Annotated in this window: 12 protein-coding genes; 3 read left to right on the forward strand and 9 right to left on the reverse strand. The window is 62.2% G+C overall.

The window, feature by feature from the left end; translation table 11 throughout:
* Nucleotides 1-3 precede the first annotated feature (3 nt).
* On the reverse strand, nucleotides 4-783 hold the full coding sequence (gene moeB / locus BRD58_RS06180) for a molybdopterin-synthase adenylyltransferase MoeB (protein ID WP_015461204.1): 780 nt from the start codon (nucleotides 781-783) through the stop codon (nucleotides 4-6).
* A 1-nt stretch (nucleotide 784) separates the two neighbouring features.
* Nucleotides 785-2,023: a molybdopterin molybdotransferase MoeA gene (gene moeA / locus BRD58_RS06185; RefSeq protein WP_069578379.1), complete on the reverse strand. Its 1,239-nt coding sequence runs from the start codon at nucleotides 2,021-2,023 to the stop codon at nucleotides 785-787.
* Between the two features lie 462 nt (nucleotides 2,024-2,485).
* On the opposite strand from moeA, the gene folE reads away from it, so the two are divergent.
* From folE to BRD58_RS06200, 3 genes are all read left to right on the forward strand, one after another.
* On the forward strand, nucleotides 2,486-3,148 hold the full coding sequence (gene folE, locus BRD58_RS06190) for a GTP cyclohydrolase I FolE (protein WP_012848018.1): 663 nt from the start codon (nucleotides 2,486-2,488) through the stop codon (nucleotides 3,146-3,148).
* A 73-nt stretch (nucleotides 3,149-3,221) separates the two neighbouring features.
* Entirely contained in the window at nucleotides 3,222-4,394 is a 1,173-nt protein-coding gene (gene yeiB / locus BRD58_RS06195; protein ID WP_015461206.1) for a DUF418 domain-containing protein YeiB, read from the forward strand.
* Nucleotides 4,395-5,022: 628 nt separating this feature from the next.
* Nucleotides 5,023-7,224: a sensor domain-containing phosphodiesterase gene (locus BRD58_RS06200; RefSeq protein WP_073381978.1), complete on the forward strand. Its 2,202-nt coding sequence runs from the start codon at nucleotides 5,023-5,025 to the stop codon at nucleotides 7,222-7,224.
* 17 nt (nucleotides 7,225-7,241) lie between these two features.
* Here the strand turns inward: BRD58_RS06200 and sanA are convergent, their stop codons facing one another.
* The 7 genes from sanA to sbcB form a co-directional block, all read right to left on the reverse strand.
* On the reverse strand, nucleotides 7,242-7,976 hold the full coding sequence (gene sanA / locus BRD58_RS06205) for an outer membrane permeability protein SanA (RefSeq protein ID WP_012848023.1): 735 nt from the start codon (nucleotides 7,974-7,976) through the stop codon (nucleotides 7,242-7,244).
* A 177-nt stretch (nucleotides 7,977-8,153) separates the two neighbouring features.
* Complete coding sequence (locus BRD58_RS06210; protein ID WP_012848024.1) at nucleotides 8,154-9,851, reverse strand: NAD-dependent malic enzyme; 1,698 nt, start codon at nucleotides 9,849-9,851, stop codon at nucleotides 8,154-8,156.
* 200 nt (nucleotides 9,852-10,051) lie between these two features.
* Nucleotides 10,052-10,939, reverse strand: coding sequence for a cytidine deaminase (cdd, locus tag BRD58_RS06215; RefSeq protein WP_012848025.1), 888 nt, complete (start codon nucleotides 10,937-10,939; stop codon nucleotides 10,052-10,054).
* A gap of 194 nt (nucleotides 10,940-11,133) precedes the next feature.
* On the reverse strand, nucleotides 11,134-11,823 hold the full coding sequence (locus BRD58_RS06220; protein ID WP_015461209.1) for a CidB/LrgB family autolysis modulator: 690 nt from the start codon (nucleotides 11,821-11,823) through the stop codon (nucleotides 11,134-11,136).
* Nucleotides 11,824-11,831: 8 nt separating this feature from the next.
* Entirely contained in the window at nucleotides 11,832-12,248 is a 417-nt protein-coding gene (locus BRD58_RS06225; protein WP_034165001.1) for a CidA/LrgA family protein, read from the reverse strand.
* A 173-nt stretch (nucleotides 12,249-12,421) separates the two neighbouring features.
* Nucleotides 12,422-13,366 carry an EamA family transporter RarD gene (gene rarD, locus BRD58_RS06230; protein ID WP_012848028.1) on the reverse strand — a complete coding sequence of 315 codons (945 nt, stop codon included), beginning with the start codon at nucleotides 13,364-13,366 and terminating at the stop codon, nucleotides 12,422-12,424.
* Nucleotides 13,367-13,504: 138 nt separating this feature from the next.
* Complete coding sequence (sbcB, locus tag BRD58_RS06235) at nucleotides 13,505-14,932, reverse strand: exodeoxyribonuclease I (RefSeq protein ID WP_069578381.1); 1,428 nt, start codon at nucleotides 14,930-14,932, stop codon at nucleotides 13,505-13,507.
* Nucleotides 14,933-14,948 lie beyond the last annotated feature (16 nt).

A 14,948-nucleotide genomic window follows, 5' to 3' on the forward strand; every position in this document is an offset into this window, starting at 1 on the left:
GCGTCAGCCGGCGCTCTGGCTCCCGCAGATCTCGCACGCCGGGCTGGCGGTCAGCGCCATGCTGCGCCACTGTGAGGCCATGGCGTCGTACAGCATCAGGCGCCCGCGCGGGATCTCCCCAAAGCGACACAGCAGCTTGATGCATTCCATGGCCTGGGTCGCGCCGATGATCCCGACCAGCGGCGACATGACGCCCGCCTCAACGCAGGTGAGGGCGTTAGCGCCGAACAGGCGGCTCAGACAGCGATAGCAGGGCTCGCCCGGCTGGTAGGTGAAGACGCAGACCTGCCCCTCCATACGGATGGCCGCGCCGGAGATCAGCGGAGTCGCCGCGCCGCGGCACAGGCGGTTGAGGCACTCGCGGGTTTCGACGTTATCGGTGCAGTCCAGCACGGCGTCGACCTGCGCTATCTGCTGCGCCAGCGCGGTATCATCCAGGCGATGGGCGACGGCGGTCAGCTGAATGTGGGGGTTGATATCGGCCAGCGCTTGCCGGGCCGAGGCCACTTTATCCATCCCGATGCGCGCGTCCGTATGCAGGATTTGCCGCTGCAGGTTAGACAGCGAGACGGTATCGAAGTCGAGCAGCGTCAGGTGGCCGACGCCGGCCGCCGCCAGGTACTGAGCGGCGGCGCAGCCCAGCCCGCCGAGGCCGACGATCAGCACTCGGCTGGCCTTGAGGCGCTCCTGGCCGTCAAAGTCAAAGCCGCGCAGTACGATTTGGCGGTTATAGCGCAGGGTTTCCGCATCGCTCAGCGGAGGCAGCGGTACAGGATCGCCCATCTCAGCTCCTCAGCAGCGGGTTGAACAGCTCGACATCCACCGTCTCGCCGGCGGCGACGGCGCCGCGCTCACGCTCCAGCACGATAAAGGCATTGGCCGCGGCGAAGGAGCTGAAAACGTGGGACCCCTGATGACCGGTACTGCGCACCTCCAGCTCTCCCTGGGCATTGCTGCTGACGATGCCGCGCTGAAAGTCGAGACGCCCCGGCGCCTTTTTCAGCGGGCTCAGGGTGCGGGCCTTCAGACGCGGCGGCGCCTGCCAGTGGCTATGGCCGGAGAGACGCGCCAGCAGCGGCTGCACCAGCTGATAGAACGTGACGGCGGCGGAGACCGGGTTGCCCGGCAGACCGCAGAACAGCGCGTGGCGCAGGCGGCCAAAGGCAAAGGGTTTTCCCGGCTTCATCGCCAGCTTCCAAAAGCTGATGGTACCGACCTCATCGAGGATCTGTTTAGTGAAGTCGGCCTCGCCAACGGAGACGCCGCCGCTGCTGATCACCAGATCGGCCTGCGCATCGGCGCGGCGGAAGGCGTCGCGCAGCGCCTGCGGATCGTCGCGGACGATGCCCAGATCGAGGATGTCACAGCCCATCTGTTTGAGCATCAGGGTAACGGCAAAGCGGTTGGTATCGTAGATTTGCCCCGCCGCCAGCGCGCTGCCGACCGGCTGCAGCTCATCGCCGGTGGAAAACAGCGCGACGCGCAGGCGGCGTAGGACTCGGACGTGGGCGATCCCCAGCGAGGCCAGCAGCGGCAGCTCGGCGCAGCCCAGGCGTACGCCGGCGTCCAGCACCACGGCGCCGCGGCGGATATCTTCGCCCACCAGGCGAATATTTTGCCCCGGCTGCGCGGGATGGCTAAAGCTGACGCCCTGCTCCCCCAGCTGGGCCTGCTCCTGCATGATCACCGCCTCGGCTCCCGCCGGCACGGCGGCACCGGTCATGATGCGTATGGCGCTGTGCGCCGGCCAGTCGCCTTGAAACGGTGCGCCGGCAAACGCCTTACCGGCGATGGGCAGCGGCTGAGCGCTGCCCAGATCGGCCAGCCGTACGGCATAGCCGTCCATCGCGGAGTTGGCAAAGGGCGGTACATCCAGCGGTGAGACAATGGGCTGTGCGCTGATGCGCCCGGCGGCGTCGGCCAGGGAGACCTCTTCGTCATCGGCGATCGGCTGAGCGTCGTTCAGCAGTCGATCCAGCGCCTGTTGCAGGGAAAGCAGATCCGGGGGGGTACAACAATCCATCGTAATCTCCGACGTGATCACCCGCCGGCGGCGGGATGATAAGTAAACGGTGGGCCCATTATGGCAGATTATCGCCCTGGGGAGAATCTGACCCGGCCGTGCGGCGCGGGGGAGGGCGCTTTGCGCAGCGGCGCGGATTTCTGCGATAGGCAATAACGAATTTACCGCGCGCGATCACGGGCGACAGCGGCGCCCGGCGCGGGTGAGCCAGCGCGCCGGCGTCGCGCTGGAATACACGGATCGCGCGCTTGGCCGTCGGCAGAGGGGATTGCGCTGGATTAAGGCGCCGGACTTCACTACAGTGGGAGACAACGCATTGCCGTGATCTGTATCATGTTAGGCCGTGTTCCGTAACGACGCGGCGCAATATCGGTGCAGAGCCAGAATGGCATCATCGGTGTGGGGAGGCTGGCGCGGGGCCGATGTTCCGGCGCAGAGATAAGAAGTATCGGGAGATAAGTGATGTCATCGCTAAGTAAAGAAGCTGCACTGGTGCACGAGGCGCTGCTGGCGCGTGGGCTGGAAACCCCGCTGCGCGGTGAGCCGCTGGCGCGCGATACGCGTAAGGCACAGATTGAGGCGCACATGACCGAAGTCATGAGACTGTTGAATCTGGATCTGTCGGATGACAGCCTGGCGGAGACGCCGTCGCGGATCGCCAAAATGTACGTGGACGAAATTTTTTCCGGACTGGATTACGCTAACTTCCCTAAAATCACCATTATTGAAAATAAAATGCATGTCGATGAGATGGTGACGGTGCGCGATATTACGCTGACCAGCACCTGCGAACACCATTTCGTCACCATCGACGGTAAGGCGACGGTCGCCTATATCCCGAAAGAGGGGGTAATTGGGCTGTCCAAGATCAACCGGATTGTCCGCTTTTTCGCCCAGCGTCCGCAGGTGCAGGAGCGTTTGACCCAGCAAATTCTGGTGGCGCTGCAGACGCTGTTGGGGACCAAGAACGTCGCCGTCTCCATCGATGCGGTGCACTACTGCGTCAAGGCCCGCGGCGTACGCGATGCGACCAGCGCGACCACCACCACCTCGCTTGGCGGGCTGTTTAAAACCAGTCAAAATACCCGGCAGGAGTTTCTGCGCGCGGTGCGCCACCACGTCTAGCGCGGGCTCAGGAAACATGAGAACGCCGGCGCGATGCCGGCGTTCTCGTCTGTAAACCACGGAGAGGATCACCATGGCCGAGATGCCTGCGGCGGCGCAGCGGGGACGAGCGCCCCGGATCGCGGCGCTGGATGCCCTGCGCGGCCTCGCGCTGCTGGGGATCCTGCTGATGAATATCGTCGGCTTTGCCCTGCCAAAGGCGGCGTACCTGAACCCCGCCTATCAGGGGATCCCCTCCGCCTGGGATCAGGGGGTATGGCTGCTGCTCAGCCTGACGGTGCAGGGCAAGTTTCTGGCCCTGTTCGCGCTGCTGTTCGGCGCTGGCCTGCAGCTACAGCTGCCGCGCGGCGGGCGCTGGATCCAGGCGCGTTTGGGATGGCTGATGCTGTTTGGGCTGCTGCATACCCTGCTGCTGTGGGATGGCGACATTCTCCTGGCCTATGGCCTGATCGGCCTGATGTGCTGGCGGACGATCCGCGACGCCGATTCGGCCCGCGCTCTGCTGTACCGCGGGGCGACGCTGTATGCCGTCGGGCTGGGGATGCTGCTGCTGCTGGCCGCGATGAGCCGCGCGGAGCCACACGGCTTTTGGCAGGTCGGCTATGCCGAGATCCAGTATGAGACCTACTGGAAGCTGCGCGGGGGCGTCGAGGCCTGGCGTAACCGCAGCGAGCTGTTGATAAGCAATCTGCTGGCGCTGGCGGTGCAGTATGGCTGGCAGCTGTGCGGCGTGATGCTGCTGGGCGCGGGACTGATGCGCTGCGGTTGGCTGCGCGGCCGCTTTTCCTCTGCCCACTACCGGCGCTGCGGGGCCGGGCTGCTGCTGAGCGGGCTGGCGCTTCAGGCGCTGGGCAGTGGTCTGCAGTGGTATCTGCGCTGGGACTTTCGCTGGTGCGGCTACCTGCTACAGCTGCCCGGTGAGCTGGCGGCGCCGCTGATGATGCTGGGCTATGTGGCGCTGATCTACGCCGCTTGGCCGCGCCTGTCGCGCTGGCGGCTGACCGCCGCGCTGCAGCGGGTTGGGCGTATGGCCCTGAGCAACTATCTGCTGCAGACGCTGATCTGCACTACGCTGTTTTATCGATGGGGGCTGTTCAATCACGCCGGGCGCGCGGCGCTGCTGCTGTGGGTGCCGCCGGTGTGGGGGGGCTGTCTGCTGTTTGCGACGCTCTGGCTGCGCGTCTTCCGTCAGGGGCCCGTAGAGTGGCTGTGGCGCCGTCTGACCGGACTGTCTCTGCGCGTCTGAGGACGCGGGGGCCCCCGACGTCGCCCCAGCATATTCTACAAGTCGTAATTGTCAATTTCGCTATTGCGCTTGACCTCCTCTCGTACAGCCATTAAAAATAACAGGCTTCTATTTTTATCTTTACTGCAGGATTTATCCTGCGGTTTTTATTCTTTTTATGTTTGTATTCAGCGCTATTTACCTCAGTCCTAGCGTGATTTTTTCTGAGGTTTATTTTATTTCCGTGATCAAGATCTTATTATAATAATTTGATTTTTATAAATAAATTTAACGCACTGCGTTTTTTGCATCACCGTGATGACGCGATATTATTTAAATATAAAATATTTAACCTAGAAAGCGCGGTGCCCGCGTTTATTCGCATTGTGCCGCGGGATAGGTTTTATGATCCGCCGCATCGGTGATGCTGCAGCGTTAAAACGACGGAAGGTGTTAGGTTATCACCTGTTGGATAATCACCGATTGTGAGCGACACCCTACGCGGGGAGTCGTCCCGATCGGAATGGTTTCCGATTCACGCCGTCATACTCCGCGCCGCTGGCCGTGGGCGCGCGTGAGGCCGGTCTGCCCTCTGCTGCGGATGGCACCTTGTCCATTGGATCGTTTTTTTAGGGTATCGGTCAACGTGATGCAAAGAGTCACCCGTTGCTTAGGTCAATATGCGCTGCCTGCCTCGCTCAGCGTACTGCTGCTGCCGCTGACCTGGTTTTTCTCCCCCCACGCCGTCGTCAATGGCCAGGCGCTATTTCTGCTGCCGTTGCCGATGGCGCTCGCCGCCGCGCTGGTCATGCTGTTTGGCCCGCGGGCGTTGCCCTCCCTGTCGCTGGCGCTGCTGCTGTTCGCGCTGCTATTGCCCTCGCTCTCTTTCGCCGGGGCCCTCGCGCTGGGCTGTGCGCTGCTGCTGCCGCTGTCGCCGATCGCCCACCTCAGCCAGCGTCTGCTGGGAAAGCGCGGGCGCTGCGATCTTAATCGGGGCGGGGGGACGCGGCTGGCGATCCGCCTGCTGGGGTTCGGCCTGTTTTATCCCATCGGCAGCTGGCTGATGATGCTGCTGGGCGGTACGCTGATGACGCCGCTGTCGATAGGTACCGCCGCCGCGCCGCCGCGGGATCTCCCCTTTGCTCTGCTGGCGCTGGAGGGCATGATCCTGAGCTGCGTAGCGCTGACGCCGGCGCTGTATTACCTGCTGCGTATGCTGCTCAACCCCGGCAGTCTGCGGGCCTTTCTCCTCGACTGCCGGCGCGCGCTGCGGCGCGACATTCGCGGCCTGTTTTTACCGATCTATGTCGCGGCGATGGGGGCGCTCTGTTTCCCGCCGGCGTCCCACGTCAATCTGGGCTATCTGACGCCGCTGCTGTTCGTGCTGTTTGTCTTTGCGTCGTTCCATTTCCGCTACCGAGCGGTGCTGCTGCTGTGGGCGCTGACGGTGCTGGGACTCCTGGCCTGCAGCGCTAATTTTATCCAGCTGGGCAACCGCCATTATCAGCTGGCCTTCCTGTCATCCGCGCTGATCGCCTTTAGCATCGCCTTGGTTTATATGGCACAGGTGATTACGCGCAACGACAGGATGCGCCGCCTGTACCTGCGTCTGCGTCTACGTCTGCGTCTGCGACGGCGCGACGGGCTGGTCGATCTCCCTAACTTCCGCGCCCTGAATGATTATCTGGCGCGTCGCCCTTGCGGCACCCTGTGCATTCTGCGCTTGAGTAACCTGGATATTCTGAGCCGGTGCCACGGCATGACGATGCGAGCGGCGACCAAAAGCCAGCTGGCGGCGCATCTGGCACCCCTGCTGCGGCCCGGGGAGCGGGTGTACCAGATGCCGGGGGCGGAGCTGTTGATCTACCTGCAGGCCGACGCCGATCTGCCGCGCATTAACGCCATTCGCGCGACGCTGATAGCGCAGGCGCTGGTGTGGCAGCAGCATCCGGTGACGCTGCAGTATGGCGTGGCGTACTCTCCGTTCGATGCCCATCGTCAGTCGATCCACGCCGTGGTGGGGCAACTGAGCTACCTGGCGGAGCGGGCCTGTCGGGACAATGTGATCCTCCCGCTGTACGGCAATGAGGCCGACGCCAACGCCGCGGTGAACGAACAGGTCTTCTGGCTGCAGAAGATCACCCGCGCGCTGCAGGAGAATGCGCTGCTGCTGTATGCCCAGCCCATCGTCCACCGCGAGGGGCAGCGTTATTATGAGATCCTGGCCCGGCTGCAGGACGGTGAGCAGCTGGTGCTGCCGGGGAAATTCATTCCTTTTATCACCGCGTTCAACCTGTGCGCGCAGTTTGATCTGCTGATCATCGAAAACGTGGTGCGCCATATTCACCGCGCCGGGCTGGACAGCTCCAGCACCTGTTTTTCGGTAAACCTGATGCCGCTGACGCTGATGCAAAACGGCGTGGCCGCGCAGATCATCGCCCTGTTTGAGCGTTATCAGGTGCGGCCGCAGGCGGTGATCTTTGAGATCACCGAACAACAGTATTTACTGGATGAAAACGCCGCGCTGGAGACGGTGCGCGCCCTGCGCGACTACTGCTTTAAGATCGCCATCGACGATTTCGGCACCGGGCTCTCCAACTATCAGCGCCTGAAGTACCTTAACGCGGACGTGGTGAAGATCGACGGTATGTTTGTCAAAGATATCGTCAGCAGCTCGCTAGACCGTCTGATCATCAAGTCTATCTGCGATATCGCCCGTGAGCGGCAGCTGCAGGTGGTTGCCGAGTATGTTGAATCGCGTGAGCAGATGGAGATTCTGTGCAGTCTGGGGGTGCAGTATCTGCAAGGCTTTTTGCTGGGCGAGCCGCGCCCGCTGGCGCAGGCGCTGTAGCGCGCGATCTGCGCCGGCTAGGGGGTCGTCTGGTGATGGGGCTGCTGCTCCAGCGCCTGCAGCTGTTCAGGCAGCACCGCCGGGTAGCTCTGGGCGTCGGCGGCGACCTTATGTACCGCTGGAATCGGGATCGGCGGGCCAAGAAAGCGCGGCTGGCGCTGCAGTAGGTAGAGATCGGTCAGCGCGCCGAGGCGGGCGCCAATTTCGCGTAGGCGCACCAGCAGCATATCTTTGGGCGAGGGCACCGCCAGGCACTGGGCCTGAATTCCCAGATGCATTGCGATAAACAGCGCCCGCTCGCAGTGGAAGCGCTGGGTGATGATAGTAAAGTCATCGGTATCGAAGACCCGACGGGCGCGCACGATGGAATCCAGCGTGCGGAAGCCGGCATAGTCCAGCACGATATCGCCGTTCGGTACTCCCGCGGCGATCAGATCCCGGCGCATGGTCACCGGCTCATTGTAGCTTTGCAGGGCATTGTCGCCGCTCAGCAGCAGGTAGCTGACCTTATTGCTGTTATAGGCATTCAGCGCGCCCTGGATACGGTAGCGGTAATACTGGTTGATAACCCCGGGAGCCACATATTTAGCGGTTCCCAGCACCACGCCGACCTCACGGCGCGGCAGGTCCTGCACGTCTTCGTAGATATAGGGGGCCGTGACCCAGCTTATCCAGCGGTCAAGCGCCAGCGCCGCCAGCCCCGAGAGGATGCCAACGCCGATCAGGCCATATATGAGTCGCTTCCACCACATGGCGTACTTCCAGTTATTCGCTCTCTCCCGAGGCTACTTTACCCGCCGACGCGGCGCAAGCCATAAGGCGCGCGCGCAGGGCGGATGGCGGTTATTTGCGCAGGAAAGTGCTCCGGGCCGCAAGGGCGCGAGGGCGAGGTGGGCGGTGGCCCGTGACGGGACACCGCAGGGGGGCCGTTAGAACGAGGTTCGCTTATAGCTACGGTATATCGGCAGCCAGAAGTTATGGTCAATGGCCTGCAGCAGCGCCTCGTCTGAGGTCAGCACTGCGACGCCCTGGCGCTGGGCCGCCTTGGCGACCTGAAAGGCGATGTCGCGTGAAACCTGCTGGATATCCTTCAGATCCGGTAGCAGGGGGCCGTGGCCGTCGCGCGCCAGCGGCGAGCTGTCGGCCAGCGCGCGGCTGGCGGCCATCAGCATGCCGTCGGTCACCCGCCGCGCACCGCTGGCCAGGACGCCCAGGCCGATGCCGGGGAAGATATAGGCGTTGTTACACTGGGCTATCGGGTAGCGCTCTCCCTGATAGAGCACCGGGTCGAAGGGGCTGCCGCTGGCGACCAGCGCCGCGCCATCGGTCCAGTTGATGATATCCTCTGGACGGGCCTCTACCCGGGAGGTGGGGTTGGAGAGCGGCATGATGATGGGGCGGGGGCAGTGGCTGTGCATTTCGCGCACGATCGCCTCGCTGAACAGCCCCGGCTGACCCGATACGCCGATCAGCACCGTGGGGTGGGCGTTGCGTACCACGTCGAGCAGGGAGATCCCCTCGCTCTCCGTCTGCCATCCGGCCAGCGCCTGCTGTTTTTGTACCAGGCGGCTCTGGAAGTCGAGCAGGTTGGGCAGGCGATCGGTTAGCAGTCCGAAGCGATCGACCATGAAGATGCGCGCCCGCGCCTCTTCGTCGCTCAGCCCCTCGGCGATCATCTGGGCGATGATCTGTTCCGCGATGCCGCATCCGGCAGATCCGGCGCCGAGGAAGGTAATGGTCTGATCGCGCAGACGACTGCCGGCGGCGCGACTGGCGGCGATCAGGCTGCCTAGGGTGACGGCCGCGGTGCCCTGAATGTCGTCGTTAAAGCAGCAGAGCTGATCGCGATAGCGGCTCAGCAGCGGCATGGCGTTTTTCTGAGCGAAGTCCTCAAACTGCAGCAGAACATCCGGCCAGCGGCGCTTGACCGCCTGAATGAACGCCTCGACGAACGCGTTATATTCATCGCCGGTGATGCGCGGGTGGCGCCAGCCCATATACAGCGGATCGTTGAGGCGCTGTGGGTTATTGGTGCCGACGTCCAGCACCACGGGCAGAGTATAGGCCGGGCTGATGCCGCCGCAGGCGGTGTACAGCGACAGTTTACCGATAGGGATCCCCATGCCGCCGATGCCCTGATCGCCCAGGCCGAGGATGCGCTCGCCATCGGTGACCACGATCACCTTTACGTTCTGCTTGGTGGCGTTTTGCAGCATGTCATCGATGCGATCGCGGTTGGGATAGGCGATAAACAGCCCGCGGGCGCGTCGGTAGATATCGGAAAAGTGCTCACAGGCCTCACCGACCGTCGGGGTATAGATGATGGGCATCATCTCGCTAAGGTGGCCGCGCAGCAGGCGGTAGAACAGGGTCTCGTTGGTGTCCTGAATATTGCGCAGGTAGATATGCTGCGCGGTGGCGTTCTGAAAATCGCAAAACTGGCGATAGGCGCGCTCAACCTGCTCTTCGATGGTTTCGATGGCCTCAGGCAACAGGCCGCTCAGGTTAAAGTTATTGCGCTCTTCTTCGCTGAAGGCGCTGCCTTTATTCAACAGCGGGAATTCAAGCAGGATGGGGCCGGCATAGGGAATATACAGCGGACGTTTACTTTCGTGTTCCAGATCCATAAGTACGCTCTTATGTTAACGGGATGAAATAACACGCTGAAGATCCTAAAAGAGAGAGCGCCATTGTTCAATGTTTGTTATCAAAACTATTCATTTAATATATGTTTCGTAACAATGATTTTGGCGCGCGAAAGTGACGGCGGAGAGGGAACGCGTGGCGGTCACACGCCAAGGCTCCCAGGGGAGCCCTGGCGCCAGGGTTACAGCGGATGGTGCTGCAGATCGTCGCAGCCCAGCGCCTGCAGGGTGGCGCGCGTCGCCGCATACTGCGACAGGGGCGCCTGACGGGACTCCACCAGCGCGGCCCGGCGGATAGCGTCGACGCTGTCGCCGGACATGTTCAGCAGGATCAGGGCGGCCTGCAGCGGCGGCAGGCTGGGATTAAAGGCGGCATTTTCCGCATAGCGGCCGGCATAGACGGCGCGGTCGGTTTCGACTGCCACGCCGCTGTAGGCCTGGCTGTACGGCGCATGGCTGGCGTTGGCGGCGTCCAGGGCGGCCTGCAGCAGGGGATCGCCGGCGGCATTGTCTAGCGCCAGTCCGTGATGGGTCGCGTCCAGCAGCAGGGTTTTTATCTGCAGATCGCGCGGGCCAAAGGCATCGGGCAGGTAGTCGCCCAGCGTGGCGGCGCGGCGGCCCGGCAGATGGATCGGCAGCGCGGTACCGCTGTTCAGTTCATTCATAAACTGGCGGCAGTGACCGCAGGGCGTGCAGTTAACGGTGATCGACGCCAGCGCCGTTTCGCCCCGTAGCCAGGCGTGGGTGATCGCGCACTGCTCCGCATGGATGGTCTGCTGCAGCGGTGCGCCGGAAAACTCCATATTGGCGCCGAAGTAGAGGTTACCGCTGGCGCCGTGGACGATCGCGCCGACCTGAAAATGCGAGATCGGCGTCAGGGCGCAGGCGGCGGCCAGCGGCAGCAGGGCAAAACTCAGGGCCTGGCGATCCAGGTGACAGGCATGACCAATAGCATCCACCTGGGCTGCGGTGATCACGGCGTTGAAGGTGTCAGACGCCATCACTGGCGTAAGCGCCGCCTGGAGTTCGGCAGGCAGCTGGCTGAATGCAGCGGCAAAGCGTGCGTGCATGGGAAAGCCTCTTATGAGTTACGGGAGGCTATTGTAAGGAAGCGAATAGGTGACATTTGTGATAATAATCACTTTTTTGATGCAATAACTGTAATTTTGGTCTCGAATTAGAGATTTATTTCAACTTTTTTAACGTAAAAACGGTTGGCGAAGGCGGAGAGCGCCGATCGGCGCTCTCCGCTGTGACAATGTTATCAGAAGATATGCAGCAGTATCGGGAACAGAAACGGCGCCAGCAGAGAGGTAATGATCCCGCAGATAACCAGCGCCAGAGAGCTAAAGGCGCCCTCCTGGTAGTCGACCTCTGCGCAGCGGGCGGTCCCTAAGGCGTGGGATGCCGTCCCCATGGCCAGCCCTCGCGACGCCTTGGTGCGGATATTCATGGCGTTCAGCAGGGTGTGACCAAATACGGCGCCTAAGATCCCGACAAAGATCACGCAGACGGCGCTGATGGCCGGGATCCCGTGGATAGACTGGGCGACGGCCATCGCGATCGGCGTGGTGACCGATTTCGGCATCACCGAGGCGGCGATCTCCGGCGTCGCACCGAGCCACAGGGCGATGGCGGTACCGGTGATCATCGCGGTAGCGCTGCCGATAAAGCAGATGGTGATGATGGACTTCCAGCGGGCGCGGATCTGGTGCAGCTGCTCATACAGCGGGAAGGCCAGCGCCACCACCGCCGGCTGCAGCAGGCTGTTGAGCGCCGAGCTGCCGGCAAAGTAGTTTTTGTAGGGAATATGCAGCAGCAGCAGCAGCGGAATGATCACCGCCATGGAGACCAGCAGCGGGTTGAGCAGCGGCATATTCAGGCGTTGGGCGAGACGCCGGGCGCCAAAGAAGACCACCAGCGTCAGCGGCAGTGACCACCAGATATTCAGCATGACGGTCATCATTGTTTACTCTCCTGTGGATGGCTCAGGGGCTGCTCGCCGTCGTCGGGCCGTTCGCGATGCACCAGGTGTGAGCAGTAGGCTACCACCACCATAATGATCAGGGTGCTGACCACGCAGGAGACCACGATGGGGCCAAACTGGCGGCACAGCACGTCGTAATACTGCATGACGCCCACGCCGATCGGCACGAACAGCAGCGCCATATAGCGAATAAACAGGCTGCATCCCGGCTTGACCCAGGTGGCCGGCATAATCTGCGAAGCCAGCAGGGCAAACAGGATCAGCATACCGATGATGCTGCCCGGGATCTTGATTGGTAACAGGGTGGCGAGCGCATTACCGGCAAACAGACACAGGTAAATCAGCACGAAGGCGCGTGCGTATTGCCAGCAAAGAGAAAGTGGATTTGACATCATAGTGTACCCAAAAACGAAAACACAATCATCATACAATTAATCGGTAAAATGTGCTACTGATCACATCATGAATTCGCTCTATGGCAGCCATGCCAATTCGATGGGGTATTGACGCCGTCGTAGACGAGGATCGCGCCGGGTTGCCCGGCGCGAAGGAGGGCGCGAACGGGTTAGGGTTTCTCTGCGCTGCGCAGGGGGGGCGCTCCGGTCTCCGTCGCCGCGCCGTCCCGCGTTAGCGCGCTGTGCCGACGCGGGCGACGAAACAGCTCATAGATACACAGCGCTAGCCCCAGCCAGATTAGTGAGAAGCTGATCATCTTGGGCAGGTTGATCGGTTCGCCGAAGGCCAGCACCGCCAGCAGAAACTGCAGAGAGGGTTCGACATACTGCGCCAGCCCCACCACCGTCAGGGAGGTGCGCTTGATGGCGGCGGCAAACAGCAGCAGCGGCGCATAGGTCACCGGCGCCGTCAGAATATACAGCGAATACTCCGACAGGCTAAGGCCGCCCAGATCGCTGCCGCCGTTGATCTGCAGCCAGAGGGTGATCCCCAGCGCCAGCGGCAGCATCCAGACGGTCTCCAGCGTCAGGGAGGTCATAATGTCGTAGCGGATATACTTACGCACCAGGCCGTAGAAGGCAAAGGTGATGCCCATGACCAGCGCCAGCACTGGCACCCGCCCCAGCAGGATTATCTGGTAGGTCAGGCCGATGATGGCCAGCAGCACCGCAATGCGCTGAAAGCGCGTTAGCCGGTCGTGCAGAAAGATGACGCCCAGCGCGATGGCGAACAGCGGATTGGTGAAGTAACCCAGGCTGGCGTCCAGCACCAGGTGGTGAGTCAGGGCATAGATGAAGGTGGTCCAGGAGACGCTCATGATGGCGCCGCCCAGCAGGCAGCAGTACAGCGAGCGTTTATCCTGCCAGGCAGCGCGCCAGGAGGTGCGCTGCTTGAACAGCAGACGCAGCGCCAGCAGCAGGGGAACAGACCAGAACAGACGCTGGGCCAGCAGTTCGAAGGCGTTGGCATCGTTCAGCAGCTTGTAGTATAGCGGCGTGATCCCCCACAGAATAAACGACAGCACCGCCAGCAGCGGTCCATTGCGCAGCCACATAGTTCAGCCTTGATTGTCTGCTCCGTCGCGGAGCCGGGTTATCGGCCACTCCGCCATGGGCAGAGTGGAAAGAGTGCGCAGGATGCCACAGTAAACGCCATGCAGGTGACGACGGCCGCATCCTTTCGGCGCAGATTATTATCCTACTAATTCACGGGCATAATCAAACAGCGCCCGCAGCAGCGTCAGCTTCTGCGGCTGATCCTCATAGCGGTTGTACAGCATTTCCAGCGTCTGTAGATAATCCTGTACGCGCTGCGGCGTCAGCATGGCTTGGCGATGCTGCTGCCAGCGGCGCCTCTCGTTCTCATCCAGCGTTGTCGGGTAGTTACGGGCGCGGTAGCGAAACAGCAGCGGCGTGATGCGCGGATCGCTGAAGCGCAGATCCAGCGCCGGCAGGTTCTGCGGCTGGGTGGCGCGAATAATTTGCATCGCCTGGCGATCGGCGTCGCTGAAGAAGCCGTCGTACAGCTGGCTGTCCACGTCGTCCGACGGTGGGAAGGGCGGCGCATCGGCAAACAGGGATACCACCTTGTCACGGATCTCGCTGTGCTGCTGTAGCAGGGCTAAATTATCCCGGCAGCGCTGGCGATCGAGCCCCAGGCGGGCGGCGTTGTCCGCGAGCAGGGTTTTCTCCGTCGCCAGCACCGGACATTTATTGATGTGGACCAGCTTGATGGGCACCGGTGCGGCGTCGCCCAGGTCGCTGCGCGGCGTGTAGAGCCGTTCGCGCAGGGCGGTGGCGTCCAGGGTCAGCAGCGGGGTGATATCGCTGTCCAGATCGCAGACGATCACCGCGTTTTTGTTCTCGGGATGCCAGGCCAGCGGTGCGATCAGGCTGGTGTTGCCGCGCAGGGCGCCGAACATGCCGGAGACATGCACCAGGGGAGTCATCGCAGCGATGTCGATAAGCTGCGCTACCCGGTTTTTGTTGCGCAGCTGGAACAGATAGTCGAATAGCCGCGGCTGGGCCTGTTTGACTCGCTTGGCCAGCGCGATGGTGGCGTAGACATCGGCCATGGCGTCGTGGGCGTTGCTGTGCTCAATGCCGTTGGCCTGGGACAGGTGCTCCAGCTTGAAGCTGGGCAGCCCCTGTTCGTTTTCTGGCCAGACGATCCCCTCGGGGCGCAGGGCGTAGCAGGTGCGCACCACATCCAGCAGATCCCAGCGCGAGTTGCCGTTTTGCCAGCTGTAGGCGTAGGGGTCAAAGAAGTTGCGATAGAACAGGTTGCGGCTCACCTCATCGTCGAAGCGGATGTTGTTATAGCCTACGACGCAGGTGCCCGGCACGCTGAACATCTGGTGGATACGCTCGGCGAATTCGGCCTCACAAACCCCCTGCGCCAGCGCCGTCTGCGGGGTGATCCCGGTGATCATCACCGCGTCGGGCTGGGGCAGGTAATCATCGGCCGGACGGCAGTAAAACACCTGGGGCTCTTCGATGATGTTGAAGTCGGCGTCGGTGCGCACGCCGGCGAACTGTGCGGGACGATCCCGCGCCGGATGCTGACCGAAGGTTTCATAGTCGTGAAAGAGGAATGTATTTTGTATGCTTCTGTTTTTCACTGTCACCTTCGTATGC

Source organism: Edwardsiella piscicida, assembly GCF_001896205.1.
GTDB classification, from domain to species: domain Bacteria; phylum Pseudomonadota; class Gammaproteobacteria; order Enterobacterales; family Enterobacteriaceae; genus Edwardsiella; species Edwardsiella piscicida.

What these genes read in the sequence shown, in the direction of transcription:
- moeB (WP_015461204.1), bottom strand. Translation starts at nt 783, where the DNA reads ATGGGCGATCCTGTACCGCTGCCTCCGCTGAGCGATGCGGAAACCCTG.
- moeA (WP_069578379.1), bottom strand. Translation starts at nt 2,023, where the DNA reads ATGGATTGTTGTACCCCCCCGGATCTGCTTTCCCTGCAACAGGCGCTG.
- folE (WP_012848018.1), top strand. Translation starts at nt 2,486, where the DNA reads ATGTCATCGCTAAGTAAAGAAGCTGCACTGGTGCACGAGGCGCTGCTG.
- yeiB (WP_015461206.1), top strand. Translation starts at nt 3,222, where the DNA reads ATGGCCGAGATGCCTGCGGCGGCGCAGCGGGGACGAGCGCCCCGGATC.
- BRD58_RS06200 (WP_073381978.1), top strand. Translation starts at nt 5,023, where the DNA reads ATGCAAAGAGTCACCCGTTGCTTAGGTCAATATGCGCTGCCTGCCTCG.
- sanA (WP_012848023.1), bottom strand. Translation starts at nt 7,976, where the DNA reads ATGTGGTGGAAGCGACTCATATATGGCCTGATCGGCGTTGGCATCCTC.
- BRD58_RS06210 (WP_012848024.1), bottom strand. Translation starts at nt 9,851, where the DNA reads ATGGATCTGGAACACGAAAGTAAACGTCCGCTGTATATTCCCTATGCC.
- cdd (WP_012848025.1), bottom strand. Translation starts at nt 10,939, where the DNA reads ATGCACGCACGCTTTGCCGCTGCATTCAGCCAGCTGCCTGCCGAACTC.
- BRD58_RS06220 (WP_015461209.1), bottom strand. Translation starts at nt 11,823, where the DNA reads ATGCTGAATATCTGGTGGTCACTGCCGCTGACGCTGGTGGTCTTCTTT.
- BRD58_RS06225 (WP_034165001.1), bottom strand. Translation starts at nt 12,248, where the DNA reads ATGTCAAATCCACTTTCTCTTTGCTGGCAATACGCACGCGCCTTCGTG.
- rarD (WP_012848028.1), bottom strand. Translation starts at nt 13,366, where the DNA reads ATGTGGCTGCGCAATGGACCGCTGCTGGCGGTGCTGTCGTTTATTCTG.